Source organism: Paenibacillus sp. FW507-14B1B, from assembly GCF_058781425.1.
On sequence record NZ_JBYSWS010000001.1, the window covers coordinates 406101 to 431859 of the forward strand.

A 25759-nucleotide genomic window follows, 5' to 3' on the forward strand; every position below is an offset into this window, starting at 1 on the left:
TCAAACATACAGTATTTTAATAAAGCGAGGTGTTACAGAATGGAATTACGCCTTACATTTAACGAGGATGAAGTGAATTATGATAAATGGCGCCCAACCTATGTTCCGGAGTTGTTCGATAAAATCATTCTATACTCAGGTATAAATGAAACGAAACAAGCTCTTGAGATCGGGATTGGAACAGGGCAGGCGACTTTGCCAATCCTTCAAACCAAATGTAAGCTTTCAGCAATTGAGCCTGGCGATAGGTTAGCAGAATTTTCAAGACGGAAATTTGCTTCTTATCCTAATCTTGAGGTAATTCAAGGTGATTATGAGCAATTTATCGGCAACAGTAATACATATGACTTAATTTATTCTGCCACAGCCTTTCATTGGATTCCTAAAGAAATTAGTTATTCCAAAACTTATGATCTATTGAAGAGCGGTGGAGTGTTGGCACTCTTTTGGAATCACCCTTTTGTAAATCGAATAGATGATCCACTACATCAGGAGATTCGTAAAATATACAACAAGTACCGGCCATCTGATAGACCGATTATTGAATTCGATATTCAGGACTGCACAACAATCATGGATGACCTTCAACAATACGGCTTCCGTAATAGTCTTTCGAAGCTGTTTTATCAAACTCGAACCTTTACAGCAGAGAGTTATGTAGCGTTATTGAACAGCTATTCCGATCATAGAGCTCTTCCCAAACAAGTGAAAGACGGATTAGAGAAAGAAATATCCAGCGCAATCAATTGTTTGGGTGGAAGTCTAAAGGTATACGACACAATGGACCTGTACCTCGCACAAAAACCTTAAATGATATCATATCTGAAATGTTACCAAGTTACTTAGCCTTCTAATAACTTTACCTCCCACGATGTAATAAAAATATCCTCATTATTAAATACAAATGCAATATCTTCGCAAAACAATCTCAGTTCATCGACTTCTTTAGATTTCCTACATATTTTTAATTCTGCTGAAAATGATTTGTCGGTTTTTCTTTAACTGTGAGATTAATGATATTCCCCTGTACTAATGAAAAAGGTGGTTCAGTGTAGATTTCGTCAATGTTTTGCCACTCCATTGTTAACCTCCTTAAAATCTTGGAGCAAATCTTCTATCCTTAGGAAGACTTTTCAATATGCACTGCAAATCGAGCAAATCTTTGGATTAATGATTTTCTGGAGGCATTGCCCTTACTGATGATACGGCTCTTCTTAATGTATCTAAACGAAAAGAACATTTTGTTCACGAAATTTTACATCAGTAAAAAAAGAAGCCACTCCGACAAAGGAGAGGTTCTTCTTGAATTAGAATTTTTTTATCTAGTTTAGTCTAGTTTATATGTAGGGTATTCGCGAAAACTTTTGAACTATCCTGCCCTTTAGAATAAAGAAAAAACAGCCGTCTTTTAAACGGCTGCTGTTGTGTTTTCCTCTGTTGGTATCTATCTCGACATCTCCGACACAAAACGTTCTGTAATCTGCTGCGGGCGGGTAATGGCTCCGCCAACGACAATACAATATGCTCCTGCTTTCAGGCAACTGGCTGCCATCTCCGGCGTTAGAATGTTTCCTTCAGCTACAACCGGAGTCTTCACATGGGACACGATATCTTTGAATATGGCAAAATCATTATCGTACAACTTAGTTTCAGCTGTATCCTCTGTATAACCTACTAATGTCGAAGATATCAAATCAAAACCAAGTTTCTCTGCATTAATCGCTTCAGCAGTTGTTGAAATGTCTGCCATCAACAGTAGCTCAGGATATTTACTGCGGATCTCACTGACAAATTCGTTCAATGTCTTACCATCTGGTCTTGGACGGAGCGTTGCATCTAAGGCAACGATCTCCGCCTGAGCATCGACTAATTCATCTATTTCACGCATCGTCGCTGTAATAAACACTGGGTTGGTCCCATAATTTCTTTTTACAATTCCAATAATGGGGAGTTCAACATGCTTTTTTATCTCTTTGATATCTATTGCTGTATTGGCCCGAATCCCTATGGCCCCGCCTTCTTTTGCAGCTACAGCCATTCTTGCCATAATATACGGACTGTGAAGAGGCTCATGCTCCAATGCCTGACAAGATACTACAAGACCGCCTTTTAGCCCTAGTAGGTCTAGCTTATTCATTACATCACTCCTTTTCCAGAATTTCCTCGATCTCATTCTTGATCACCGTGACCTGAGGTCCATAAATCACTTGCACACCATTCCCGACAAATACAACACCTTTAGCCCCTGTGGCTGCAAATGCGTCCTTTTGCACCTTATCCTGATCATTGACTGAAACTCGAAGCCGTGTAGCACAGCAATCCAGTTCTACAATGTTTTCCGCACCTCCAAGTGCGTTTAGTATTGCGGTCGATCTGGATTCTCCAGACTCCAATGATGTACTTTTGTTCGCAGGTGAGGCCACTACAGATTCAACCTCTGCTTCATCTTCGCGGCCCGAAGTTTTCAAATCCAGTTTAAGGATCAGTATTCTAAACGTAAAGTAATACAGGAAGAACCATATCACACCAATCACCGGAACTAACATCCAGTTCGTTTTCGCGTTACCTTGCAGAATTCCAAACAGGATAAAGTCAATCAATCCACCGGAGAACGTCTGACCGATTGTAATTTCAAAAATATGTGCCAGCATAAAAGCAAACCCATCAAATACAGCATGAATTACATACAGTATTGGGGCAACAAATAAGAATGAGAATTCCAAGGGTTCAGTAATACCTGTTAAAAATGATGTGAGTGCTGCTGATAGCATCAATCCACCAACCATTTTCTTTCGTTCAGGCTTAGCCGTATGGTAAATGGCCAGTGCTGCACCCATCAATCCGAACATCATCGTAATAAAACGTCCTGACATGAATCTCGAGGTTCCCACAAAGTATTTTTCCGTAGCGGGATCGCCTAGTTGTGCAAAAAAGATATTCTGTGTTCCTTCGTATACTTTGCCCGCTACCTCCAAAACACCGCCCAAGCCGGTTTGCCAAAATGGAAGATAGAAAATATGATGTAGCCCAAGAGGACCAAGCATACGTAGAAAAAATCCATAAAACAGCGTCCCGATATAACCGGTCTTATCCACTAGACTACCGAGATTAGCTATTCCAACTTGGATTGTCGGCCAGATTAAAAATAAAACAAGACCGATGAATATGGCCGCAAAGGACGAAATAATTGGAATAAACCGAGAACCTCCAAAAAAGCCAATAAACTGTGGAAGCTCTATTTTGTTGTACCGGTTATGTAACCACGCCGTGACCAATCCAACAATAATTCCGCCCAAGACCCCTGTCTGTAATGTTTGTATTCCCAGCACCATGCCCTGTCCCACACCGGCTAGGTTATCCGCTGCAAGCGTCCCGGAATTAATCAACATCGCATGGATTGATGCATTCATAACCAGATAGGCCAACCCTGCTGCAAGTCCTGCTGTTCCTTTATCTGCTCTTGCCATCCCGACGGAAACGCCAATGGCAAAGATCAAAGCGAGATTATCAAAAATGATGCTCCCAGCACTGCTCATTACGGTGAAAATCTGTTGAAGCCATGTTATTTCTAGAAAAGGATAGGAGTTAATCGTATTCGGATTGGATAGTGCACCGCCGATGCCTAATAAGAGACCAGCCGCTGGAAGCACTGCAATAGGAAGCATGAAGGATTTGCCGAATTTTTGCGCCTTCTCAAAGTATTGTTTCATGAGGGGGACCTCTCATTCTAATTTTTTAGATCTTCAACAACCATGTTTGTACATGAAGTACCGTGTGAAGGACACTCCTAGCAATACTTTAGGATATATCCTGATTTTCATTATTTTCTAGAGTGAATCTTTTTATTCAAACTGTGAAATGTGACTAGATCCATTAGGCATATACCATTATGAAGTCATTTCCGTGTGCCTTAAAAGAAAAAGCAACCGATCGTATAGATCGGCTGCCTTCTTATCATATTCAACTATTGTGTCCCTATGCTCGGAGTAACTCTTATCCCAACACTAATTCAAAACGAGCGAAAATATCTTCTTCATACCACATCGTGAAATTAGTTCCCCAAGTTGTATTCAATAGTGTAAACGTAAATTTATTGTTGTCTTGATGGTATTTGTTGTTATAAGTTAAATTGTTATTAGTTCCGATTCCCAAAAGAGGGGCATCAATAGGTTTAATATTGATTTTTTTATCGCTACCATCGTAGATTAACTCTTCAATCATGTGTTGCAACTTATTACCGTGACCTACCACTTCAAAAGGTGAAATAACGGTATCAATTTTTCGGATTTTAGTTAAGTATGGCGAATTCAAACGTGGTGTCATGTCAAAAGAATAAATTTCTGGATAACGAATTGCATCTTTATCCTTTAGTAAAAGTGCAATTTCGACTTTATCTCCAAATTGATATTTAACCTTTACAACTCTTGGAGCACCATACTCCTTCACAGCTCGCTCACTATACTTTAAAGTTGCAATAATCGAATCATTTTCCTTAACTAATTTCACAACATGTGGTGTGAAATTTTCATTTAGTTGAATGCGTTTTTGTATTTCCATGCCTGGCTTTAAGAAGTCAATGGCCCACCAATTATGTTGTAATTCACGCACATAGTTGTAACGTAGATTATCATAGTCATTTTGCCCAGCAATTGTATAACTCAGAACCCCGAGTTTATGATCCTGATCAAAGTAAAGTGTTCCATCCTTTTCTAAGTGGTTAATTGAACCATCGCTAGCGAACATAACTTGATATCCGTTTACCGAAATCAATTCTTCCAAACCACATTCTATACCTTGGTTATCAAAGATATAATATGGAACTTCGATAAGTTTTTTAATGTTATTTTGATCTTCAGGCTCCAAACAAGCTATTGCACGATCAATGTTCTTACGTTGTTCTTTCCATGAAGACTCATAAAATTTGTACGAACGATCAGTCCACTCATTATAAGTGTATTGCATTTCTTTAAGCGTTGCATCTTTAACAATTCCATAAGCGTAGGTTAAATCATCATCGGTAATTTGGTCTAAACTACGCGCTCTTTGGAAGTCTTTCTTTTCATAATTCATATAGTCACTGAAATAGCGTTTGATATCCATTCCCCAAGTATGCTCTGGAACTAACATCGCGTAGAAATTAGCATCATCATTTTCTATTTTGTTGTCAGACATGTAATTGGTTAAAATCCGATAATCACGAATGATTTTCGGATCAGACATCAATCCGTGAATCCAGGTGTCCCCAATCTCTTCTGTAATAACTGGGAGTTGGTCACGTACTTCCCAAATTTCATTTGCAAACTGATCCATTGAAGTCATTTCAAGCTCATAGTCTGGATACTCGCTTTCCATTTTTGACAAAAAGGCATTAATTTTCTCTTTGGTTCCTGGACCACTATTATCATGAGTATGCATAAACGCCAGCTTGTTATCCATGCAATCAATCCCGATTACGCCACCATAGTCGTCTGAATACGAGACAATGATCTCACTTTCGCCATTCTTCCATAGAAAAGTATCTGGAACTTCTGGAATTGAGCTCGAGCCATTTACACCAATGTGCAGAAATTTAATGCCTTGACGATATAACTCATCAACAATACCGATCGTATGTCCTGGGACGTCCGTCATCTTTGCGCTTGTAGTTTTATATCCATAACGAGCATCTAATTTCTTTGAGATTGAAGTTATGTAATGTAAAGTTTGAGGTGTCATAGCTTCAGATTCAAACGTACATGGGATTGCGTGCCAACGAATGTAACCTTTCTTTATGGCGTCGTCTAGCCTTTTACAAGCTTCTTCATCCATGTTTTTGAAGTAATATTCAATAAGATAGCTACCTGTTGTCCAAACAAAGTCTTTGCCTTCTTTTCTTAACTCTTCAGCTAGAGTGATAGCGTTTTGAATGTAATCATGGCAATACTTGTGCAAGACATTCTCTGCTAAATCGGTAAAGCCAATGTCAAAATGAGTTTTGTTTACCACATAGATTTTTTTCATTACTATAATCACGCCTTTCATAGTCATAATACGTCGTGAAATTGTTGTTTACTTAACATCTCAGCATATTTTGGAGTATTCGAAGTAATAATAGATGATTCCATCCGTCTAGTATTTATCTTATACGGACATATCTTTATAAAATCCTGACATTTTAATATGTCTACCACCTCTTTCATGCGAATAAATCTATTAAAACCAAATGAATTACATATCAGGTTAGCATAATGAAAAAGCAACCAATCAAGTTGATCGGCTGCCATCTTATAAATAGTAGTTTTCATTCCCCATTTTTGTATTATTTCATAAATCATGATTTAACATCTTTACTGTTTAGCCCCAGTTTATTTTTTATCTGATTTAAATAACCCTTTACAACTTGTTCATCTTTTGGATTTCGTTTTAAGTACTCCAAGCTTGCATGTTCAAGATAGTTATAGAAGTGCTCGTTATCTATAGCAAATTCTTGATCGTCTAGAGGTGATTTAATAAAATACATAACTCCCGTTTCTCCAAAATAAAAATCATTCCAAGGATCAAATTCATTTGCAAAAACACACCACATACTATCTTCCTGGTTCCCTCGTAACTTCTGATAATTTCTCAAGACACCTATAAATTTTTCATCAGGAATATGGGCGTAGTACAATTCGAGTAATTTTTTTTCGTCTTCTTTTAAAATTTTGAAGTCAGACAGCGTGACGAATTCTAATGGTTCATTAGGATAAATACAAACTTTTGATTTCGTATATTTTCGTGGAGTAATATCTTCCTTCTTCATATTCCACCATGCACTATCATCACTGAATATTTGGTAAGCCCAATAAGTTGGATTCTCATGAAATATAAGATCTTCATCGCCTGTTAGATCCACATCTTTCCAAAAACTATTGATGCGATCTACTGCTTCTTGTTTCGATATCCCAAGATATCTTTGCATGTCTTCAACTATTGAAAGACAGTATCTATAAGAATATTCATTTGTATTAAAATTAAATAAGATTTTCATTGAATCACTCATTTCTTATAGTATCTAGTACCAACATAACCTTGTAAAATTTCTGTTGCCAATCGAGAGTTATGAATACTTATTTGACTTCCTCCAAATACATAATTGCTCCTTGATGTTCGTACTTTTTTTACATTTCCTTTCATCATGCAAAAAGGTTTTAGCTTTACCGCCCTGCAACTGATTATGTTTCAGACGCCGCGTTTCACCATGATGGAATAGGTTGTCCTATTCCATTTCACTACCCTACCAATTAACTTAATCCCAAACAGAAAACAGCTATTCTCCTCCGGATTCGAGAGAAAATAGCTGTTTTGTTGTTACCGGGTGCTTGGACGTTTATTCCGTCAGCTTGCCTTCGCAAGTTTTGTGCCACGAATTGATGCCGTAGCGTATACGACAAGGGCTGTCCAGATGAGCGCGAAGCCGATAAGAAGCACGGGTGAGACCGATTCCTTAAATGCAAATATACTCAGTAACAGCATGATCGTCGGCCCGATGTATTGTACGAATCCTAGCGTGGACAGTTCCATCCGGGCAGCCGCTCGCGCAAAGAAAAGCAGTGGTAGTGCTGTTACCACGCCGGAAAGAAGCAGCTCGACGAACGTGGATAAAGGTAGCGTCCATGCGGTCGTCTTTCCCACGATGGCCAAATAGATCCAGTAGCCTAGCGCAACCGGCAGGACTACAGCCGTCTCCGATAGCAAGCCTACAGAAGCGTCTTGCCCGATCTTCTTCTTCGCGAGACCGTACAAGCCAAACGTCACGGCCAGTGTGATTGAGATCCATGGGAACCGTCCGTAGTCGATGGCAATGATAAGCACCGCCGCACTAGCGATGGCAATCGCTAGCCATTGACCACGGTTGGGCTTCTCATGAAGGAAGACAACCGCAAGAAGCACATTAAGCAATGGGTTCAAATAATAACCTAGACTTGTCTCGACGACATGGCCGTTGTTGACCGCCCAGATGAAGATGAGCCAATTAGCAGCGATCAACAGCCCGCTAGCGGTCAGCGACAGCAGGAGCGAGCGGCTAGTCACAATCCGCTTCATGTCTCCCCAGCGACGCTGGACGGCGACGAGAATAGCCATGAAGACAAACGACCAGACAACCCGATGTGACAGAATCTCTCCTGCTGGTACATCGTTAAATAACTTCCAATAAAGTGGGAGAACCCCCCACATAATATACGCGATAATAGCATTAACCAATCCGTTGTTCATATTCAATTTCCCTCTTCTCACTACGATGTCTTAACGAATTATACGCCTCTATCATCTTTTAAGTAAAGGGATTGATAAACTGCCTATTAATTTAACAAAGACAGCCGATACAATGATCAGCTGCCTTCTTATTTAGATTAAGCTATCGTAACCCGACACGTTTTTTCAATAAACTCTCAATTTTGGGACTATTTAGGTTCTCTAAATGAACCAAAAATTCCTGTAATAAGCCCTATTAACCCAAAGGTAAATCCATATCCAGAAGAATCTTCAAATGCCAATAACACAATCACTCCGAACAGTATCATATGTACACCTAATAGTTGAACTTGAAGAGCACTTGGATTGATAAACTCCAAAAATACAAATACATAAAAGATTGCAATAACTATTAGTGTGAGTACGATTAAAAACACTAATCCCAATTCAAAATTAAACATCTTGCCCCTCCTCAAAATGTAATATGATTCGTTGGCTTCCAGTTCCTATATTGCACTGGAATCACGATGTTTTCCCCCGATACTCATCATCATTTTATTTCTTATACTTTCTAATCCATTTAAAACATAATATAAGGATTCCAACGACAACGAAAAAAACGATAAAGTACATAAAACTAGCAACGTCTTTATTTCTCTCGTGAAGTTTTAATTCTTGTTTATTTTCGAGGAATTTCAGTTCTACATCTGCATGTTTAGCCAGCATAGAATAACACGATGCATTGGCCCATGCATCCTCTGTTTTTTGCAGATATAATAAATATTCCTCACCAACTACACTTGTTCCCCAATCAGCCATTTCTTTCATCGTTATTGTTTTTTCATTAACTCCTTTATAACTTTTTGAAATGTTTAAGATGACATCATTATATCGACTTGATCCTTTTTTTATTTCTTCAACTTTCGCAATGACAATTGCATCGGTATACACAAACCGTTCTTCTATTGACGGAGGACTGATACATGATAAAGCATTTATTTTGTTCGGTGTTATTATGAAGATAAGAGAAATCAAAAAAATAATGAGTAATATCTTTTTCATTTATGTCCCACCTTTGATATTTATAAATACCAAAAAATCGAAGGGTATGTTGGATTTATATTAATGAAAATATATTTAAATATTCTTTTTAAGTCAATAAATCCCAAGTTATTATCCCAGAGCTAGGTCAAGAACTTATACCGATAAAGCAAAAAAAGCCGCTATAATAGCGACTTCCTGTACACATGTTTCTTGGCCCTCGACAGCATTCTTAAATCCTGATCATTGGGCTTTCTACTTATTACACTACACTGCAGCTTCTCCGATCATTTGCCGCTCGATTTGCTTCATTTCATAAAAATAGCCTTTTTGCTCCATTAACTCCGAATAAGAACCTGTTTCGACGATCTTCCCTTGGTCCATGACCACAATTCGATCCATCTCTTCCAATCCAGTAAGACGATGACATATCAAAATAAGTGTATCTTGAGCGGTCTGTGCATAAAGATGCTTCAACACATGCTGCTCTGTCACATAATCCATTGATGAGGTAGGTTCATCCAGAAGCCACAGACGTCCTTTGCGGAGCAGTGCTCGAGCCAGAGCCAGTCGCTGCTTCTCCCCATCCGATAGATTCTCCCCTTTTTCATACACGATATCGGTCAACGATTTATCTGGCAGTTGTACTTTAGCCAACACATCCAGCAATTGTTCGTCAGTATGTTCTTCCTCGCCCAGTAGCAAGTTATCGCGAATCGTTCCCCGGAAAAAATGACTTTGCTGCAACACGACATTAGCCGCTTCCCAGATGTTCTTCTCGTCCAGCTCCATTACTGAAACGCCGTTTAGTCGTATATCGCCAACTGTTGGTCTACGCAGCTTAAGCAATAATTCGATAATCGTTGATTTTCCTGACCCGCTCGGGCCGACAATCGCTGTTTTGGAGCCAGGTGAAAAATGCAGGGAAATATCGTTAAGCGCCGGTCTCCACTCCCCTTCATATTGAAACGTAACACCGGATAATTCTAACGAAACGGCTTGATCAAGAGACAACGCGCCCTCTGGCTCCGATAACTGCACCTCAGAAGACTGAACCGTTTCTGTCAATCGTTTGGCTGCATGTTCGCTATCCTCCTTATACGCGGGTAATGTAGCCATTGCCGCCGCTTCTTCAAACACGGTTAAAGAAGCCATGATTAGCATAGCAAGAAACACCCCGGCAAGTGCTCCATCCATAATCAAGTAGGCTCCAAGCGCGAGCACTCCCCATGAAATGAGAAACGTAACCAAAGCGTGCATCGCTTGCCCGCGAAGCAAGTTCTCTGCTGCTCGCTTTTGCTCGGCTGCTAGTGTTGCGGAAGCCTGCTGAAGCTGCTGTTCCCGCTGTGCCAATTGCCCGTATACTTTCAAATCCCGAAAACCATATAGTACTTCGGTGAGCTCCGTGGAAAGCTGCGCCCGCTGGTCGCGAACGCGTCCAAGTATTTTCCGCTGCCCGAGCAAAACAATGCCCGGTACAACGAATCCCGCTAAGAGCATACCGATGACAAACAGAAGAGCAATCCAGAACGAGAAAGCAGAGGTAAACAACACCGTAGCCAAGAACACCATCACGACAATGATGGGGGGATATGCCACTCGCAGGAAATAGTTTTGCAAGCTCTCTACGTCCCCAACGATCCGCGCAAGCAGATCCCCACTTCGATTTCTATTTAATATACCCGGCGTTAAAGGAATAAGCTTGGCAAAAAAGGAGGTGCGCAAACGAGAAAGTATCGAGAACGTCGCCTGGTGAGAAAACAATCGCTCGCCATAACGGCTTGCCGCCCGAAGCAGACCCAGCAGTTTGACCGTCGAGGTCAGTACAATCAAAGTATATAGCGGTGGCGCAAACACGGTTTGCGAAACGAGATACCCGCTCGCAGAAAAGAGTGCCACACCCGCTATACCTGCGATGAATCCACCCAGAATCGAAAGCAAGATGTCTTTTCGCTCCTGAATCATCGCCTTGGACAGGACAGCCAGTTCATTCATGATGCTTCCCTCCTTTTGCGCTCTATATCGATCATCTCGGCATACTGTGGCAGGCGCTCCATAAGCTCTTCATGCCGTCCGGCATCCACTAACACTCCATGGTCCATGAATAAGATCTTGTCAGCATGCTGAATGGTATATAATCGGTGAGCCACCGTAATCATCGTAGCCGTTCTTGCCAGTTTAGCAATGGAATGCTGCAGTACCCGCTCGGTGTGCAAATCCAGACCAACGGTAGGCTCATCAAACAGAATGATGGCAGGCCGCTTCAAAAAAGCTCGTGCCAACGCAAGTCGCTGTTTTTCCCCACCAGATAATCCCCTGCCTCCTTCACCAACAAAGGTACTCAGTCCATGCTCCAATTGGGCTGTAAGCGCAGCAAGACCGGCTTCCTCCGCTGCCCGCTCTATTTCAGCACCGGTAATGTTTCTACCAGCACCAATTGCAATATTCTCAGCCAATGTGCCTGTAAAAATATACGGGTGCTGTGTAATGTAGCTGACATGCTTAAACCATACATCCTCATCCATATGGGAGAGCGGGCTTCCATTCACCCGAACCGTTCCCGATGCTGGCTTCAACAGACCTGCAATGAGATGGAGCAATGTCGTTTTGCCGGAGCCGCTTTTGCCAACGATAGAGATATGTTCTCCCGGACTGAGCGTGATTTCTCCAGTCTTAAGCTCAAAAGAATCGGGCGCATATTGAAACCGGAGATGGTCCAGTTCTATGGTTGGCGGCATGTTGTCGATTTCGGCGAATTTCTCAGAAGTATCCGCACCTTCAGTGCTATTCAGGTCCTGGCTCTTCGCTGTTGTTTCCTCAAGCATCTGCTCCACTTTATGAATAGCACCCATACTTGTTCGACCGCTGTGAAAGGCAGTTCCCGTATTCTTTAACAGGCTGTAGAACTCGGGAACGAGCAGCAATACAAGAAACGCGGTGTGGAACGTCATCGATTTGAAAACAAGCAGCTGGATGGCTAGTTCGAGCGCGACAATGCCGATGCTTAGCATCACGATCGACTCCAGCATGAAGGTATTCGTAAATGCAATCTTCAAAATGCCCATCGTGGCATCTCGGTAACCTAGACTGCTGCGTTCAATCTCCTGCTGCTGACGGTGAGCACGTCCGAATATTTTTAGTGTCACTAGTCCTTGGAGAGAATCTAGAAATGTACCCGAGAACTCGGCCAGCTGTGCATATTTTTCTTCAGATTTGTTCTTCGTTTTAAGCCCTACCAAAATCATGAACAGTGGAATGAACGGGGCTGTAAACAACATAATGAAACCAGTGTTGGCATGCTCAGTAAATGTAACAATCAGAATCATAATCGGGATGATCGCCGCTTCCATCATCCGGGGCATATATTGACTGAAATAACTGTCAGCCTCATCCACCGCATCCAGTAGAGTGCTGACCTTCCCGCCTGTCTGTCCACGAAGGGTTGAAGGCATGGAGGCTTGAGTCAAGTTCTGCAGTACGGCTGCTCGCATATTCGTCTTGGCCATTGCAGCCATACGCAGTCCAACCTTACCGTTTACATATGACAACAGTGTGCGTACAACCATAACAACCAGAAGCAGACCAAGCAGTACGATAACCGATGAAAAGGTAGCACGCTCCACGAAAACCCGCTGGACCGCTTCAGCAAGTAATCCAGCCTGACTCAAAATAGCTGCACCAAGCGCAAGTGAAATGACTGCGAGGAGAACTATATTTTTTCTTTGTGAAGACATTTGTTGAGAAATCAGACTGGATTTCCTTTTCACAGTTTTCTCCTCCTTTATATACAAGCTTATAATGAAATCACTTTTTCCCTTTTACATAATCCGCATCAAACAGGAATAATTTGAAGACCAGTATCAGGGACGGGATTAACAAGAGCAGACCACCAATAAATGCAGCAACTAATGCGAAGCCCATGGCTGGTGATGTAGCACTGCTCTGAACCGTGATGTACGGATCCAGAATATAAGGATAGTGCCCGATTCCGTATGCAAAAAAAGCAGTGAAAAATTGCAGCATGACGCAAATAAAAGCTAATCCGTATCGACGTCCGTTGTAGATCAGCCACATGGCGATCATGAAGAAAGCAACGGAAAGACCTAATAACCACCATAAGTCCATCATGTTTTGAAAATGCCGTTCATTGTGTTGACCCAAAAAAATGAATGCTGTCAATGCAAGAATAATCGTCGGTGTGCTCCAGAACAGAGCATAGTTACGCATCAGCTTCAGAGCAGCGTGATCCTCTGCCCGAGAAGCATAAAATGCTAGAAATGATCCGCTAATGAACAGTACGGATACGATGGCGAGTCCGACGATGCTCCAAGATAACGGATTGGTAAATAGCTCCCAGTAATCCAGAGAAACCGTCTCACCCAGCTTTACAATAAAGCCGCCTTCAGATATTGTCAGCGCCACGGATAACGAAGCCGGAATAAGTAAACCTGTAGCTCCGTATAAAAACAAATACACAAGGCTTTTCTTGGAACCGTAATTTTCAAATGCATAGAAAGATCCGCGAATGGCAAGTAGGATTACGGCTATGCTTGCTGGAACAAGCAGCGCTGCGCCATAATAATAGGCCGTGTCCGGAAAGAATCCGACGATACCAATATAGAAGAAAACAAAAAATACATTCGTGATCTCCCAAACGGGAGATAAATAACGGGAAATCAGACGGTTAATCAAATGATCCTGCTTCGTCAAACGTGCATAGAAAGCGAAGAAGCCTGCTCCGAAATCAATTGAGGCTATAATTAAATAGCCGTACAAGAACAGCCAGAGCACCGTGATGCCAATCAATTCGTAACTCATTGTGCAGGATCCCCCTTTTCTATAGTCTGATTAGGATTTTCTTTTAACCATTTCTCCATCTCAACTTCTGCTGGCTTATTGTTGAACAAGCGTCTTAACACAACGACACACATGATGCCAAGTACGATGTACAGTAGCAAGAAGACGAAGAATAAAGTTCTTACCGTCGGTGAAGTCGTAGCCGCTTCCTCTACACGTAAAATTCCTCGGATTATCCATGGCTGTCGCCCAACTTCTGCATAGAACCAGCCGAGCTCAACACCCAGAAAGGCGAGCGGTGTGCAGAGTGCGATAAGCCAAAGCATCCATTTGTTCAGCTCATTGCGCTTTTTCCAGATCTTAAACAAGAAATAAAGTAGCGAAATAGCAACCAGTGCGAATCCGATTCCTGCCATTAAATCAAACAAATAATGCACGAGAAGCGGAGGCCATTCATCTTGAGGGAATTCCTCTAGCCCCGTTACCTCAGCGTTAAAGTCGCCAAAGGCCAGGAAGCTAAGGAATTTCGGCAGATGCAAGGCACCTAGAATTTCATGCTCGGCATTCAGCCAACCCATTAGAATCAGGTCCGCACCACTTTCCGTCTCAAAATGCCACTCTGCCGCCGCAAGCTTCTCCGGCTGATGCTCAGCCAAAAACTTGGCGGACACATCCCCGGCGAGCGTGTTCAGCATGCCGAACAACAAGGCAACGGCCATCATGAGGTTCAAGGCTTTTTTGTGATATGGGGAAATTCCTTTTCTCAGCATCGCAAAAGCCGCAATTCCGGCTAAAAGGATCGCCCCTGTCAAATAGGCCGAGCTTAACACATGGAATACCTTGGAGAACGTCGCCGTATTTAGCATCGCTTGCACCGGATCAACCGCTGAGAATTGACCCGCTTCCAAGACAAAACCTTCAGGCTGGTTCATAAATCCGTTGACCGTCGTAATAAACACAGCAGACATGCCTGCCCCGACCACAATTGGAATCGTCAGCAGCCAGTGGATATACTTGTTTTTGAATCGATCCCAGGTATACAAATAAATGCCCAGAAAAATGGCTTCAAAAAAGAATGCGAACACTTCCATGAATAACGGCAGTGCAATGACGTTTCCAGCCATCTTCATAAAGTTCGGCCATACCAGGGCCAGCTGCAGGGAGATGATTGTACCGGTCACGACACCTACCGCAACCGAAATGACAAATCCTCGCGCCCACCTCTTCGCCATCAATGTATAATGGGGATCTTTCTTGCGGATCCCGATGAACTCTGCAATTGCAATCATTAATGGTATACCGACGCCAATTGTTGCAAAAATCACGTGGAATGCAAGTGTCAAACCTGTCACCAGCCTGCTCCACAGTACCGTATCCATTTCCATAATAATACTGCCTCCTTTCAAACTTCTGTTTCATCCTGGGGTAAATTAATCCTTTGAACAGGTCTGCCCGTCGTTTACTTGCAATCCATACCCAAGTGGTATAAGGTGCACCTCGATCTCAACTATGTAAAAAGAGATTTTTTTCACAAAGTAAGATGCTACATTGGCTGCGCCCACATCATTCTTGTGTCATACCGTACTTAGCTAGTGAACAGAGATCTAAAGAGCCTTTATTGATCGGGTATGGAATGCAGGCAAATGTACGAGTGCGAAACCTGATCGTACCGCTATTATATCTTTGTTCACCACGAATTCAATCACTGACACATGTTCGTCCTTGAATGTTCAAGAAAAGGTCAACCTTTTCTGACAACTTAGTGAAAAACATCACAGTGGACAGTGTCATAATTACAAAAAATGGACCAAAGAGTTTTGTACTCCTCTGGTCCACTGTTTTTTATGTTCATTAAGTTCTTCAATTATCATTTGAACATTACCCTTAGTCAAGACACGACGGTTTATCCATTGAGGTTCGAGGTAAGGCCTTTCCAGTAATCCCAAGCATTTAAGTATTCAGTTAAATCATGTGGATGGTGTTTTAGACAAATCCCTATACGACAATAAAGCTGAATGATTACTTCTTCAATAAGTCTTGATCTCTCAATAGACACATGTTTTAGCATGGTGATTGTTGAAATTAAAGTTTCTAGGTTTAAATCATCCGGTGAGGAGCAAAACGCATAAAGAAAATCATATAAAACAGGTCCAACCATGGGTGAAGGATCAATAACTCCATTTAGTACTTGTTGATCATACACGAAATTATGGACACCACAATCACCGTGAAGCAAATACTTTTCATGCCCTTCACCCGTCGATATATTCTCAACAAATGATTTCACTAAATAATAATCCTCAGCTGGTAAAAAGTTACCCACATTAATTCGGGCATATTCAACACCCCGATTAATGAAATCGCGCCAAGTTTGACAAGGATCTTCTAACCAAAAGCCCCATTTATCTGTAAGTTGATAGATTTTGTAATGATTCAGGAGATTATGGATTAAGAGTGTCAGCCAGTTTATTTTTGAACCTCGATTAAAATGTGTTTGACCAGCAGTATAGAAATATACGATGAACTTTTTCTCAGGATCGGTGTAGAGAAGTTTAGGTAAAAGTGTGTGTTGTTTATAAGCTTGATGCAATTGTTCTACCATATAAATATTATGTGAACTGTCGAGTTTAAACACATATTTTGGATTGTCATCAACTGCAAGAGTATAGACTTGGCCTTCTGTTGTTCCATTCATCTTATTAGTAATTTTAGTGTTGCGATCAATTATGCCTTTATCACAAAGCTCTTTAATAATCTCGTTAACATCTATTCCTAATTCCATGTTTACTACCTCCCGAAATCACCTCATTAATTTTATAACACAAACTCTTTGTTTGATAGGTACACACTTGATATATTTAACAAAAATTCCAGCTCGCTCAATGAAACTGCATGGAAGATCATTAGTGTTAATCTAATCGATGATTGGTAGAAGTTTTTGTCCTCGACTCGGTGCAATAACTTGTGTCGCTAATATAAAAAAGCCGCTGAATAGCGGCTTCTGTTCTTTCGAAAAAATAGGAGTCTTCAGCGTCCTCTTCTCCTCCTATTGATTGAACCTTTTACAATGGTATGAAGCCGAGCTTCACCAGTGGAGGACCCTGAATATTCCTTCAGATCGTCAATTGATTTCTATGGTCAGGGAACTTGTGAAATTCTCTCCCGTCGCCAGGGTGATGATCCCCTCTTTATCTTGAAGTTCACCTTCGAAGACGTCCATATCTGCTACTCCATGCCAAGGCTCGATGCATACAAAGGGAGCGTTCAAAGGCTGCCAGATGCCGAGGTCGGGAAAACCCTTATAGGTGACAACTACACTTTTGGCGGACTGCTTACTTCTAAGTGAAATCTGCCGAGACCTCACATTTCGGAAAATCAATGCGCCTTCGGTGAACATTTCATGGGATAAAGGTAGGATGGTCTCTTGTTTCAGAACGGACTCCGATTTGCCGCTGATCAGCAGGCTGTCTGAATTCAGGAACAACCTTTCAAGGTTTTCCGATTCAGCGAACTCTAGATAGCAATCGCTTAGGCTACCTTTGTTATCCATCGGACAATTGAACGCCGGATGGATTCCGAGCTGGAAGAAGATATCCTGTTCATCACTATTTTCCACCCGGTAGCTCAGTTCCAGTGTGCTTGCAATCAGTTTGTATGTAATAAATAGGTTGAATTTAAATGGATAACTGGCAAGGGTTTTCTCATCATAAGATAGACGGTAAACCGCGTGAGTGTCACTTTCTTGGACCAGCGTAAATTCGCTGCGTCTTGCGAATCCGTGATTGCCGATCTTATAGGCTGTGCCGTCCACCTTAATCTCTCCGTTCCGGGCCGCACCAATAATGGGAAACAGCACCGGAGAACGGCCTGTCCAATACGTGGCGTCACCGCTCCAGATATATTCAGCTTCCGAATCCAGCTTTCTGAAGCTGATCAGTTCGGCCCCAAGGGTATTAATCTCAGCTTCTGCCGAGCTACTGCGCAAAATCTTATTCATGGTTGTATACTCCCTTTTCATACATATAGTACAGATACTCATATTATATCAAAGTTCTGGAGAAAGATGAGAAAACGACAGCCAGTTCATCGGCTGCCGTTTCTTCGAGCTTACTCAGCTATCGTATTCCGTGACTCTAATGTCTGTTCTCTACTTATGATTGCTTCAAGTATTTTTTTGCCTGTTGAGTCTATCATAGTTCCTTGAGAAGGCTCTTTTTTAGTAATCCATTTAAGTAATTGAGCAACATAATAGTCCATAAGAGAATTCGAGAAAAAAGAATAATTGGATAGCAATACAACTCCTACACGGAGTTCCTTGTTGAAAGCTAGATAACTATTAAAACCAGCTGTACCCCCATTATGCCAGAGAATATCGTTATCTAGAATTTTATCCTCACCCCAGCCAAAATAACGGTTTGAATTACCGATCCATATAGGGAGATGACTTTTTTGCAATGTAGAGGCTATCGGATTATCATCATTGAGATTGGCTTGGACAAATAAACTTAAATCTCTAATAGATGACTTAATCCCCCCTGCCCCTTCATGAATAGAAATATTGTCCCAATGAGGAACTCTTTTCCCAGTTGATGCATGTCCATTCAAATACCTACTATTCTGTTCTGAATCAAGCATAACGGCTGTCTCATTCATCTTTAATGGATTCGTTATATATTTTTTTAACAGTTGGTCATACGTACTTCCTGACAGATTACACAGTATGTATCCCAGTAAACCGACACCGATATTGGAATAACCAAACGAACCCATGCTATCCGTGTAATCAGCATTAGATAAGAAAGCAATTAAATCTTGCTCGGTATACATTAAATAAGGATTCGATCTCTTTTTAGCCAAGTTATGGTTGGTTGCCAATATAGGTAATCCAGAGGTATGCGTAGCAAGGCTTCTCAAGGTAATTTTATTCAAATAATCGTTTTTAGCGTTCTGCACAAACTTACCAACCGTGTCATCAGAAGAAAGCAATTTTTCCTGTTCCATTTTTAATAAAAGTATAGATGTAAAAACTTTGGTTATGGATCCGATCTCAAACAACATATTCTCAGAAGGGACCCTACTTTTCTTTTTACTATTACAAAATGAGAAGCATTCAATATCTCCTTCCCTAATAATCCCGATAGCAAGATGTAATCGTTTCTTATCTTTTGTGTAATCTGATACAAAATTATGTAAATCCTTCATTGTGGAAGTTACTCCTTTTAGTCTAATGTCGCTTTCATAAATCGAATGTTGAAATCACTTTAACAAACCTATATTGGGATGCTAAATCATGTATTCGCTTCCATATCTCGATATTCCTGCCCTATAGGCGCTTCGATCTCTTCGAAAGAAGGATATTTCTCCCAAACGTCGAAAGTATAGTCGATTTACTGACCAAAGGAGGCATTCTAAACAACCATGAACGAGGTACCTCACGCAACATCCATCCATTCTTCGAAACGATTGCTTATTATCGACGGTATCCCCGGCTCGGGCAAAACGACGACGGCGACCCGCATTTATAACCGGTTGACATCACAAGACATACGCACAAAATGCTTGCTCGAACAGACAGAAAATCACCCTTTACTGCCGTCCATGGAGCAGAACTATTTGTTGAATACAGAAGATGGCGCTGACGCTTTTATTCGGCAACTAGTTGACCGGTACCGCCGGTTCGTCGATGAGCAATTAAGCAGCTCCGAAGACATCACCATTATAGAAAGCGTCCTTTTCCAGGATATTGTCAGCGTTTCGCATCTGCAAGGCATGAATATCGCTCAGCTCCAAAGCTTAACCGAGTCGTTGCAACGGTTATTGATGCCTCTGAACCCTCACTTGATCTACTATTACCACACTGATGTCGAGGGGCAGTGGCGGTACATATGTGGTATTCGTGGCAACGAATGGGGTCCAGTCTCCTTTCAATCGGAAGAAGATTTCGTTCAGGCTGGCGAGGTGTGGAGCGCAAGTCAGGCTTTCGTACGCGCGGCGATCGATGCATGGCCAATACCAAAATTAATCATAGAGAACAAGGATTATACGTGGGCTGAGTATGACGCTCAAATCGACAGCTTTGTGTCAGAATCGTTGCTGAACGAAGGTACGAATACACGGCCAAAATGAAATAAAGGCTTACCTGACTCAAAAATCAATACTAGGCTCTATGTAGAAAAAAGACACTGATAATTCTTTCATCAGTGTCTTTTATGTTGATACTTTTTCACCAACATCATGATTCATCATCATTTCAATTCGAAAGCTGAAATTTAAAGCAACTTAATTAGCTCCTCTAGCTCATCAACCAATACTTTTGCTAATTCAAAATTAGTATCTTTTAAAGCCAATTCTATTTTCATTTCAACTGCTTTTTTGTTTTGTTCTGCTTCTAAATAGTTTTTATCAAAGTGACTAGCATAAATCATCTGTTTGAATTTTTTCATTTTCATTTTTCTAATCGTTTTATTGTCAATGATTAATACATAATCCATACCATTTACAACAGAATAGAAATCATGAGATATCATGAGAATTGCACCTTTATAGTCTTTAATGGCATTTTCCAGTGCAATTTGTGTATATGTGTCTAAATGACTTGTCGGTTCATCAAGAAGCAGTACGTTTGCATGACTAGCAGAAACTTTAGCCAATTGCAGTATGTTTTTTTCTCCACCAGATAGCGATTCAATCTTTTGATTAACGATTTCGCCTTCAAAGCCATAGTTTGAAATATACGATCTAACTTCATCATAAGATTGAAACCCTGCATCGATGAATTCTTCTAGTATTGTATTAGAATCCTTTAGAATCTCACCTTGATTCTGAGATAAATAAGCCACTTTTACATTATCATTAATTTCAATGGAATCATGATTGTTGTTAAAGATATCTCGGAGTAAAGTTGTTTTCCCTGTACCATTTGGACCAATAATGGCTACTTTATCCGTAGACTTTATCTCAAAGCTAACATTCTCTAGAAGCAGTTCATCAAAGGCAACACTATAATTATTGACTGTTACAACAGTGCTGTCTTCGATTTCATTCTCAATACCGAAACGGATATTCGGTTGCTTAATTTCAACAAATGGTGCCTTAATTCTACGCGCTTCTAATCTCTCTTGAAATCTAACTCTCGCTTTTAACGCTCTACCTCTAGATGCTTCAGAATTAATAGTTGCGATCGCTCTAAGATTATCAATAATGGTATCGTATCTCTCAATTTCTTCAGCTTCAGCGACTGCAATTTCCTGCAGCTCCATTTTTGTCTGAAGTAATGAGAAATTATACTCAATATATCGCCCATCAAACTCTTGGATCTCCGTGTTTTCAAGGTGAATAATTTTGTTGAAACAATGATTCAATAGGTATCGATTATGTGTAACAACTAGCAGCATGCCTTTGTGCGTATTAATAAGTTTTTTTAGCGCATTTAGATTCTCAAAATCTAAAAATACATCCGGCTCGTCCATGATCATTAAGTCAGGACTATTAAGCATTTCCTTCATTACTTGAATCAGTTTGAATTCCCCGCCGCTCAGGTCGGATACCCTAACATCTCTTAGCTTCAAGAGGTTCGCTAGATTTAGCTTCTTATTAATGTTACTCTCAAAATTTTCTCCGCCCATTGCATCAAATGCGTCTAAAGCAAGTTGATACTTTTCGAGTAACGGCTCAATATCCGATGAGGTTTCCATTTCACTACAAATAGATGTTATTTCATTTTGTAGCTTAATAAATTCTTCCCCGATATATTCAAAAACAGTTGTTTCTTTAGTACTGTCTAGTTGGGAGAACTGACTTACATAACCAATTTTGCAGGTTGGATCTATCTCTAACTTGCCTTCGAACAAATATTTCTCTGGATCCATCAGTATATCGATCAGTGTACTTTTACCACTGCCACTTGTTCCAATAAAAGCACAATGCTGTGCCTCTTCTAGCGTAAATGAAATGTCTTTATATAGTTCTTTTTGTGGAAATGAGAAGGATAGGTTTTCAACCTTTATCATAAGTAATACCTTTCTTTACAACTAAAATGGTGACTATTTATTAAATGTATTGTCGAACACAGACTTTTAGAGTAACACTCTTTGCTAGCAAGTTCAATTCATTTTTAGCCTTTAACCCGCACTTTGAAATTTCACTAATTTTATTTACTTAGATATACTCTAAATGGCCTCTCTTATTACGTTTAAAAAGCCAAAGATTAGGCTTACTTTAAACCGTGTGAAATTTATCTCATTTCCTCGTTTGCATAATAAAGGAATCTATATACTAGGTAGTGCAAACATATTTGATTTTATACTAACACCCCGTATTGCTTGTTCAGACTACAAAAAACCGACAAGACTTTTAATGAAAGTTCAATGTCGGTTCACGGCTCGATTTTAGGGACTACTATTATTCCTTTGATGTAACAAAAGTGTTCTTTATTGGCTGCGTATAATCCCAGCTTATTAATTTGATATTGTACTTTCCAAGCAACTCATCTGCCTGAATAACACCGTAACTAGTTCTTCCATCCTCATATTGTTCGAAATAACCAGCGTTTGGAAAGGACTGTCTATATCCTTCATACTCATTCATATCTCCCATGTAAAATCGTGCACTTCCTTCTGAATAATAGATTTCTTGTTTCACAACCTTTCCATCACCCCCTAGGGCAACAGGCTTATCGACTTCCAATAGTAATAAACTCTCTTTGCCACTGGCTAAATATCCTTTCCATTTACGGTGTTTACCTTGTCCTTCATCCGATCCATATCCATCAAATTCACATATTAAAGTATCTTCAATAATCTTAAGTTGCCCGTTCAACTCATATTCCAAACGAAATGGAAATTGTCCATGTTTGATGGTTGGTTGCTGTGGGTTCGGCTGTGAATTGATTCCAATAATCAATAACAACCAAGGCCACGACACGAAGATAATTACTGCAAGCATTGAAAAACATACCCATCCTGTTATAGTCACCAACACTTTTTTCATAGTTGACCTCTTATTTACTTTATTATATTTTATAAAATTTCATTTCCCTTCATATAATTTAGTATCTTTTTCTTCATTACATTTTAAGGACATTGATAATACAGCTGAGATTGCATATAATGCTCCCATCAACACAAATATAACCCTTCCTCCAATAAAATCACTTAAGATACCAGAGGCACTTCTCCCAAGAGGAGAGATTACCCCGCTCAATGTATAATTAACTCCGTAAACTCTTCCTAATAAATAGTTCGGTGTACTTTTTTGTAACAGTGAATTAAAACTAGAAGCACATATACCAAAAGCAAATCCACAAAAAAAGATTGAGGTAACAATTAAATATTGACTTGTATATAACGAAATCAATCCAAAACCTAGTGCTTGAATAAAATAACTTATTAGTAAATATTGATATGGCTTTAATTTCAAATAAACAATAACTGAATAGCCTAGCAATTGTCCTAATGCTAATGCTGAATATATAAAACCTATAATACTAGATTGATTCTCTATAGATATTGTTAAATTTTTATCTAAGAAGACAGGTAAAATCACAAAGAATGGAGAGTAAGCTAATAAGCCAACAGAGCTAACAAGAAATAAATTTCTAATTGTCTTATTATTAATAACAAACTTAAATCCTAGAAAGACCTCGTTAATGAATTTTGTATTACCATCTTTTTTTGTTTGCTCTGTATTTACATTTAGAAACATGCCGGTAACCATAGCAATAATGAATGTTGATGCATTAATAATTAAAACAGTTTCCAAACTAAGAAAAGATAGCAGAATTCCTCCCAACGCTGGACCAGCTAAATAACCAATACTTTCTGTCATACCAATTGTAGAATTAGCAACAGTAAGCTCTTCGTTCTTTACTAATGAAGGTATAACAGCGTTAACAGTTGGTTCAAAGAATTGGGTAGCCCCACCTAATAAGAAAGAAAGAGCTGATAACATAAAAATATTAAGCATGTTTGCATAGGAGAAAACACTCATCACCACAATGATACATCCACATATAAAACTTGACCAAACTATTAGTTTTTTTCTGTTTATCTTATCTGAAAATATTCCTGAAACAGATCCAAAGATAAAATTTGCGATTGCAAAAGAAGCTAAGACTATACCCGTTCCACTACCTGATTTTGTTATTCCATAAGCAGCGGCTATTAAAGTGACGGAGTATATTCCATCTCCAAGTCTTGATATCAACATCCCTATAAACATCCAAAAAATATTCTTGTTAGACCGTAAAAGATTAACTTGAGGATTAGTATTTAACTGCAGCAAATCAATCCCCCTCTCTAAATTTAAAAAACAGCAGATATAAGCATTAACCTGTCCGTTTGATGCATAACACCCCCCTTAATAGAACTATGAGATCTAGTTGCTTCGAATAGGAGGTTTTAAATTTAGTGTATCTAGTTAGTATCAACTAATTTAATTTTCGGACCTGCCAAATAAACATCTTAGAATTAAATCCGCACATTCAGCTGACGAATTTATGTGTGTATTTACAGTACAGTCGTACTGTATATCTTTTGCCATAATATCGATCATGCTGTTCGGTTGCGTTTCTTGTCTTTACTATTGTGTTTCGTAGTTCAATATACAAATTCAAAGGTGCACTCATGAATCAAACATCGACTTTTTTGAATCTGCAGGATTCAATATGGCACAAGCTTATATCCGTCAAAATAAAGAAAGGACACTGCTTAATAAAGCAGTGTTCTTCATAGTATTTTTATTCAACCACTTTTATATTTTCCCGTAGTTTACAAAGCCGTTCCCCTTAACTCCATTCTCTTCCGTGTTCACGAATGAATCGAAGGTCCTCTTGATAGTGATCATAATGACCTTCATCGATCATTCTTTGAAACGCTAAATCGCCTTCTTTAGCTTTCCTTAGCATGGTTTTACATAAACCATCAACTCGCAGCAATACCATCTCTAGGAATCCTTTATCTATTCCCTCTATACCATAGGAATCAAAAAACAATTTAATCCTTTCCTTGATTCGCTCAGCATCCTTTAACGAATTATAATAAATGGCTTCGCCCGCTTCCGTATGATAAAGCCTGCTTAATGGAACACAAGTATAAAGCGTATAAGCGATATCCCAAAGCCTTGGACCAGGAGCAGCCAAATCGAAATCGATCACACCTACTGGCTCTTCATGATTAAAAATAATATTATAGACGGCAAAATCATTATGGCATATTACCTCAAAAGGCTGCGGGGTGTTATCGATAGGCTGCCAATCTTCATCCATAGGAAAATCATTCACTGCATCATGATAGCGCCGAAGCATTTTTGCGATTCCTTTTAAAGCTTCTTCGGACCACATATATGTCTTTAACGGATAATTTCCAGCTTCTCCTTTGATAAAGGTTAAGATTTCTCTCCCTTGTTCATCAATCCCTAGAAACTTCGGCACGCCGTGCAAATCTTTGCTATCCAGGTGCTTTAACAATGTATGGATTTTAACACTCTCAGGGTTTAATTCTCGTCTAACCGTATCTCCTAAACGATGTACACTGGAAATATTCCCTCCAGTTAGCGTTTCTTCATTATCGTACTGACTATTCATTAAAATTCCCCCCAATATAGGGGCTCTATGATTGTGTCAATTGAGATGTGTTTTTTTCCATGAATAAAAGCAGATATACAAAGGTATCTGCTCAGTAATGGAAATAGAATTGTCCACACCATGTTC

The 25759-nt window shown here is 40.0% G+C and carries 20 protein-coding genes; 2 read left to right on the forward strand and 18 right to left on the reverse strand.

Features of this window, described 5'->3' with window-relative positions; all coding sequences use genetic code 11:
* Positions 1-39 precede the first annotated feature (39 nt).
* Complete coding sequence (locus AC3WJJ_RS01800) at positions 40-810, forward strand: class I SAM-dependent methyltransferase (RefSeq protein WP_492537476.1); 771 nt, start codon at positions 40-42, stop codon at positions 808-810.
* Between the two features lie 634 nt (positions 811-1444).
* Here AC3WJJ_RS01800 and AC3WJJ_RS01805 read toward each other — a convergent pair.
* From AC3WJJ_RS01805 to AC3WJJ_RS01870, 14 genes are all read right to left on the reverse strand, one after another.
* Positions 1445-2137: an N-acetylmannosamine-6-phosphate 2-epimerase gene (locus AC3WJJ_RS01805; protein WP_492537477.1), complete on the reverse strand. Its 693-nt coding sequence runs from the start codon at positions 2135-2137 to the stop codon at positions 1445-1447.
* Positions 2138-2141: 4 nt separating this feature from the next.
* Positions 2142-3710, reverse strand: a complete 1569-nt coding sequence (locus AC3WJJ_RS01810; RefSeq protein WP_492537479.1) for a maltose/glucose-specific PTS transporter subunit IIC — start codon at positions 3708-3710, stop codon at positions 2142-2144.
* 283 nt (positions 3711-3993) lie between these two features.
* Positions 3994-6000, reverse strand: a complete 2007-nt coding sequence (locus AC3WJJ_RS01815) for a DUF5054 domain-containing protein (protein ID WP_492537481.1) — start codon at positions 5998-6000, stop codon at positions 3994-3996.
* Between the two features lie 310 nt (positions 6001-6310).
* Complete coding sequence (cdiI, locus tag AC3WJJ_RS01820; RefSeq protein ID WP_492537482.1) at positions 6311-7009, reverse strand: ribonuclease toxin immunity protein CdiI; 699 nt, start codon at positions 7007-7009, stop codon at positions 6311-6313.
* Between the two features lie 347 nt (positions 7010-7356).
* Positions 7357-8235, reverse strand: coding sequence for an EamA family transporter RarD (rarD, locus tag AC3WJJ_RS01825; RefSeq protein ID WP_492539544.1), 879 nt, complete (start codon positions 8233-8235; stop codon positions 7357-7359).
* 188 nt (positions 8236-8423) lie between these two features.
* Positions 8424-8675 carry a hypothetical protein gene (locus tag AC3WJJ_RS01830; protein ID WP_492537484.1) on the reverse strand — a complete coding sequence of 84 codons (252 nt, stop codon included), beginning with the start codon at positions 8673-8675 and terminating at the stop codon, positions 8424-8426.
* A gap of 94 nt (positions 8676-8769) precedes the next feature.
* Positions 8770-9276: a hypothetical protein gene (locus AC3WJJ_RS01835; protein ID WP_492537485.1), complete on the reverse strand. Its 507-nt coding sequence runs from the start codon at positions 9274-9276 to the stop codon at positions 8770-8772.
* A 246-nt stretch (positions 9277-9522) separates the two neighbouring features.
* Entirely contained in the window at positions 9523-11250 is a 1728-nt protein-coding gene (gene cydC / locus AC3WJJ_RS01840) for a thiol reductant ABC exporter subunit CydC (protein ID WP_492537486.1), read from the reverse strand.
* Complete coding sequence (gene cydD, locus AC3WJJ_RS01845) at positions 11247-13022, reverse strand: thiol reductant ABC exporter subunit CydD (protein WP_492537487.1); 1776 nt, start codon at positions 13020-13022, stop codon at positions 11247-11249. The genes cydC and cydD overlap by 4 nt, the downstream gene beginning before the upstream one ends.
* A gap of 37 nt (positions 13023-13059) precedes the next feature.
* Positions 13060-14073 (reverse strand): cytochrome d ubiquinol oxidase subunit II, encoded by a 1014-nt coding sequence (locus AC3WJJ_RS01850; RefSeq protein ID WP_422661267.1) that lies wholly within the window; start codon positions 14071-14073, stop codon positions 13060-13062.
* Positions 14070-15437, reverse strand: a complete 1368-nt coding sequence (locus AC3WJJ_RS01855) for a cytochrome ubiquinol oxidase subunit I (RefSeq protein WP_422661266.1) — start codon at positions 15435-15437, stop codon at positions 14070-14072. Before AC3WJJ_RS01855 ends, AC3WJJ_RS01850 begins: the two co-directional genes overlap by 4 nt.
* A gap of 518 nt (positions 15438-15955) precedes the next feature.
* Complete coding sequence (locus tag AC3WJJ_RS01860; RefSeq protein ID WP_492537489.1) at positions 15956-16834, reverse strand: phosphotransferase; 879 nt, start codon at positions 16832-16834, stop codon at positions 15956-15958.
* Between the two features lie 339 nt (positions 16835-17173).
* Complete coding sequence (locus AC3WJJ_RS01865; protein ID WP_492537491.1) at positions 17174-18049, reverse strand: aldose 1-epimerase family protein; 876 nt, start codon at positions 18047-18049, stop codon at positions 17174-17176.
* A gap of 110 nt (positions 18050-18159) precedes the next feature.
* The gene (locus AC3WJJ_RS01870; protein ID WP_492537492.1) at positions 18160-19254 is read right to left on the reverse strand and encodes a serine hydrolase domain-containing protein; all 1095 of its coding nucleotides are present in this window, start codon (positions 19252-19254) and stop codon (positions 18160-18162) included.
* Positions 19255-19470: 216 nt separating this feature from the next.
* On the opposite strand from AC3WJJ_RS01870, the gene AC3WJJ_RS01875 reads away from it, so the two are divergent.
* Entirely contained in the window at positions 19471-20178 is a 708-nt protein-coding gene (locus AC3WJJ_RS01875) for a P-loop NTPase family protein (protein WP_492537494.1), read from the forward strand.
* A 143-nt stretch (positions 20179-20321) separates the two neighbouring features.
* Here the strand turns inward: AC3WJJ_RS01875 and AC3WJJ_RS01880 are convergent, their stop codons facing one another.
* The 4 genes from AC3WJJ_RS01880 to AC3WJJ_RS01895 form a co-directional block, all read right to left on the reverse strand.
* Positions 20322-22061 carry an ABC-F family ATP-binding cassette domain-containing protein gene (locus tag AC3WJJ_RS01880; protein WP_492537496.1) on the reverse strand — a complete coding sequence of 580 codons (1740 nt, stop codon included), beginning with the start codon at positions 22059-22061 and terminating at the stop codon, positions 20322-20324.
* A gap of 391 nt (positions 22062-22452) precedes the next feature.
* A complete protein-coding gene (locus tag AC3WJJ_RS01885; protein ID WP_492537498.1) occupies positions 22453-23040 on the reverse strand; it encodes a hypothetical protein in 588 nt (195 codons plus the stop codon).
* 39 nt (positions 23041-23079) lie between these two features.
* On the reverse strand, positions 23080-24333 hold the full coding sequence (locus tag AC3WJJ_RS01890) for an MFS transporter (protein WP_492537499.1): 1254 nt from the start codon (positions 24331-24333) through the stop codon (positions 23080-23082).
* Positions 24334-24835: 502 nt separating this feature from the next.
* On the reverse strand, positions 24836-25633 hold the full coding sequence (locus tag AC3WJJ_RS01895; RefSeq protein WP_492537501.1) for a phosphotransferase: 798 nt from the start codon (positions 25631-25633) through the stop codon (positions 24836-24838).
* Positions 25634-25759 lie beyond the last annotated feature (126 nt).

What these genes read in the sequence shown, in the direction of transcription:
- cdiI (WP_492537482.1), bottom strand. Translation starts at nt 7,009, where the DNA reads ATGAAAATCTTATTTAATTTTAATACAAATGAATATTCTTATAGATAC.
- AC3WJJ_RS01865 (WP_492537491.1), bottom strand. Translation starts at nt 18,049, where the DNA reads ATGAATAAGATTTTGCGCAGTAGCTCGGCAGAAGCTGAGATTAATACC.
- AC3WJJ_RS01850 (WP_422661267.1), bottom strand. Translation starts at nt 14,073, where the DNA reads ATGAGTTACGAATTGATTGGCATCACGGTGCTCTGGCTGTTCTTGTAC.
- AC3WJJ_RS01835 (WP_492537485.1), bottom strand. Translation starts at nt 9,276, where the DNA reads ATGAAAAAGATATTACTCATTATTTTTTTGATTTCTCTTATCTTCATA.
- AC3WJJ_RS01810 (WP_492537479.1), bottom strand. Translation starts at nt 3,710, where the DNA reads ATGAAACAATACTTTGAGAAGGCGCAAAAATTCGGCAAATCCTTCATG.
- AC3WJJ_RS01875 (WP_492537494.1), top strand. Translation starts at nt 19,471, where the DNA reads ATGAACGAGGTACCTCACGCAACATCCATCCATTCTTCGAAACGATTG.
- AC3WJJ_RS01860 (WP_492537489.1), bottom strand. Translation starts at nt 16,834, where the DNA reads ATGGAATTAGGAATAGATGTTAACGAGATTATTAAAGAGCTTTGTGAT.
- AC3WJJ_RS01800 (WP_492537476.1), top strand. Translation starts at nt 40, where the DNA reads ATGGAATTACGCCTTACATTTAACGAGGATGAAGTGAATTATGATAAA.
- rarD (WP_492539544.1), bottom strand. Translation starts at nt 8,235, where the DNA reads ATGAACAACGGATTGGTTAATGCTATTATCGCGTATATTATGTGGGGG.
- AC3WJJ_RS01830 (WP_492537484.1), bottom strand. Translation starts at nt 8,675, where the DNA reads ATGTTTAATTTTGAATTGGGATTAGTGTTTTTAATCGTACTCACACTA.
- AC3WJJ_RS01815 (WP_492537481.1), bottom strand. Translation starts at nt 6,000, where the DNA reads ATGAAAAAAATCTATGTGGTAAACAAAACTCATTTTGACATTGGCTTT.
- AC3WJJ_RS01895 (WP_492537501.1), bottom strand. Translation starts at nt 25,633, where the DNA reads ATGAATAGTCAGTACGATAATGAAGAAACGCTAACTGGAGGGAATATT.
- AC3WJJ_RS01880 (WP_492537496.1), bottom strand. Translation starts at nt 22,061, where the DNA reads ATGATAAAGGTTGAAAACCTATCCTTCTCATTTCCACAAAAAGAACTA.
- cydC (WP_492537486.1), bottom strand. Translation starts at nt 11,250, where the DNA reads ATGAATGAACTGGCTGTCCTGTCCAAGGCGATGATTCAGGAGCGAAAA.
- AC3WJJ_RS01885 (WP_492537498.1), bottom strand. Translation starts at nt 23,040, where the DNA reads ATGAAAAAAGTGTTGGTGACTATAACAGGATGGGTATGTTTTTCAATG.
- AC3WJJ_RS01870 (WP_492537492.1), bottom strand. Translation starts at nt 19,254, where the DNA reads ATGAAGGATTTACATAATTTTGTATCAGATTACACAAAAGATAAGAAA.
- AC3WJJ_RS01855 (WP_422661266.1), bottom strand. Translation starts at nt 15,437, where the DNA reads ATGGAAATGGATACGGTACTGTGGAGCAGGCTGGTGACAGGTTTGACA.
- AC3WJJ_RS01805 (WP_492537477.1), bottom strand. Translation starts at nt 2,137, where the DNA reads ATGAATAAGCTAGACCTACTAGGGCTAAAAGGCGGTCTTGTAGTATCT.